Raw genomic sequence first — 2627 nt, 5'->3', positions numbered from 1 at the left:
TGGGTTCGGTCAGAAATCCCAGATGACCTCCAACATTTACGGCCAAAATTGGTATGCCTTCCGGAGCCAGATGTCTTGCGGCTGCCAATACTGTTCCATCCCCCCCCAGAACCACTGCCAAATCAATGGCTTCGGTGGCAGAAGCTAAAAAAACTGGGTAGGGATTATCTTTCGCGCCACTTGGTCCGATCAGAACCCTGCACTGGCGTGCTTCCAACTCCCGAGCGCATTTTTCTGCGCAACGTTTTCCTTGAGAGTCTCCAGCTTTGTGAATAATAATGACTTGCTTTAGCTGCACGTTACTGTTCTGGCTTACCCCTAGTGTTCACTGTTATTCTAGAGTGTTGGCTTAAGCATTACCTGATCTTTGCGGGGAAATTGGGTAAATCATTCAATTGTTAAATAAATTTAATTCTCAAAAAAGCCTTTTCTTGATCAAGAAGACTACTAACTTGGGCTAACTATAACTAGAGACTGGGTCAAACAGGCTTAGTTAATAGGAGATTAACCCATGACAAACGAAGAATTTGATACCTTAGTCAAGAAACTCGAAGATTATGCCCAACGATATCCCGATAATTATAAGCTGCGTGTAGGACTTCTAGCTGCACTGGGTTATGCCTACATTTTTCTGGTCTTGGCAGGATTGTTAGGAGTCCTCGGACTAGTAGTACTGTTGATTTACTACAGTGGTCGGATCAATCGTGGCATGGTTCAACTGATCATTGTTTTGCTGGTGCCAGCCTGGATGATTATGCGATCGCTATGGGTGAGTTTTCCACCACCCCAAGGATTAAAACTACAGCGCCAGCAAGTGCCAAAGCTGTTTGCCTTGATTGATGAGTTGACCAAAGCTCTAAAAGCTCCTTCCTTTCACCATGTTCTCCTGACCAGCGAATTTAATGCAGCAGTAGTCCAGATTCCTCGTCTGGGCTTACTGGGATGGCAAGAAAACTACTTAATTTTAGGACTACCTTTACTCCAAGCCCTTTCTCCTAGACAATTTCGAGCCGTCCTTGCCCATGAATTGGGACATTTATCCGGCAAGCAAAGTTCCTTTGCAGCCTGGATTTATCGACTGCGTCAAACTTGGGAGCAGATTTGGCAACAATTGGAAAAAAGTCAACATGCTGGAGCAACAGTACTGTTTCATGGCTTTTTTAATTGGTATTCCCCCTTTTTCAATGCCTATTCTTTCGTACTTGCCCGTGCTAATGAATACGAAGCTGACCGCTGTGCTGCCGAGTTAGCAGGTAGTCAACACGTTGCGGAAGCGCTGCTGAGTGTTCAGGTCAAAGCTCAGTACTTGGAACAATCTTTCTGGAATGACATTTATCAGAAAGCCCAGCATCAACCCAATCCTCCACAAACCCCTTTGCAAGATTTAGCTAAGGCATTGTCGAGTCCCATTGAACCCAATCAGCAACAACAGTGGATTAGGTCAGCGTTGATGTCTCAAACCCATCATGCCGATACCCATCCTTGTCTGTTGGAACGGCTAAAAGCCTTGAAATATCCCTTCAACCCACCGCCTAGCTTACCCATACTCGTGAAAGTAACAGCGGCTGAAGAGTTTTTGGGTAAAGCGTTACTACCCCTGACTCAAGAGTTGGAGCGTCAATGGCATATTACTATCAATTACCAATGGCGACAAAACTATACCCAGGCTCAGGCGATACGCCAATCCTTGGAAGCTTTAGAGACAAAAGCTGCCCACTCTCCGCTCACTGTTGAGGAAGCCTGGAATCGGGCTCGTTGGACATTAGATTTAGTCGGCACCCAAGAAGCAATCCCGTTATTAAAATCAGTACTGACCAGGCAAGCTGACCATGTATCCGCCAATTATTTACTAGGGCAAATCTTAATCGCACAAGATAATGAAGCTGGTATCGATTATCTGGAGCAGGCGATGGCACGAGACCCAGATAGTGTTTTGACTGGCACTCAATCAATTTATGGGTTTCTAAGACGCCAAGGACGTGACGCAGAAGCAGACCGATATCGTCAAAGAGCTGCCAAACATCATGAATTAATCACCCTGGCACAGGAAGAGCGCTCTGGTTTCAGTCACGGCGATCGCTTTCAACCCCACGGACTATCAGCTGATGTAGAAGCTGCCTTACAACAACAACTTGCTGGTTACCCTGAGATTAAAGAAGCTTATTTAGTGCGCAAAATAGTGCTAATATTTCCAGACAATCCCTATTACATCCTCGGTGTCAGCCGTCAGCGTCATTTTTTGGAGTCGAATAGCTCTAGTAAAGACCAACAACTGATTGACCGTCTTGCGGATGAATTAGAATGTCCTGGTCAGACCTGGATCACTATTTTGAATAGTACAAATAAATCCTTGAAAAAAGCACTGCGAAAAACGGCAATTTCGCCAATTTATCAGACTCTTGTTAATCAAACGTTAATTACTAATTAATGTTATTATAGCTTGCTTCAATTAGGTGAGGTACAAATTCCTGGGTTTTAGGGAACAGGGAACAGGGAACAGGGAACAGGGAGCAGGGAGTAGGGAGCAGGGAGCAGGAAGCAGGTAAAAAATCCTGTGTACCTCATTAGGCTATAAACCGCTAGATGGGAGGCGTGACAGGTGTGGTAAGTGTGGGAAGATGGGGCGA

The 2627-nt window shown here is 45.3% G+C and carries 2 protein-coding genes; one reads left to right on the top strand and one right to left on the bottom strand.

The annotated features are described in order from the left end of the window. Positions 1 to 298 (bottom strand): NAD(+)/NADH kinase (locus F6K49_RS40365; RefSeq protein WP_293106457.1); only part of this gene is annotated, 298 nt, incomplete at its 3' end. Positions 299 to 511: 213 nt separating this feature from the next. On the opposite strand from F6K49_RS40365, the gene F6K49_RS40360 reads away from it, so the two are divergent. Then, positions 512 to 2428 carry a M48 family metallopeptidase gene (locus F6K49_RS40360; protein WP_293106454.1) on the top strand — a complete coding sequence of 639 codons (1917 nt, stop codon included), beginning with the start codon at positions 512 to 514 and terminating at the stop codon, positions 2426 to 2428. Positions 2429 to 2627 lie beyond the last annotated feature (199 nt).

The sequence above is a fragment of the Moorena sp. SIO3I6 genome (genome assembly GCF_010672095.1).
This window is presented reverse-complemented; position numbering and strand designations above follow the sequence as displayed.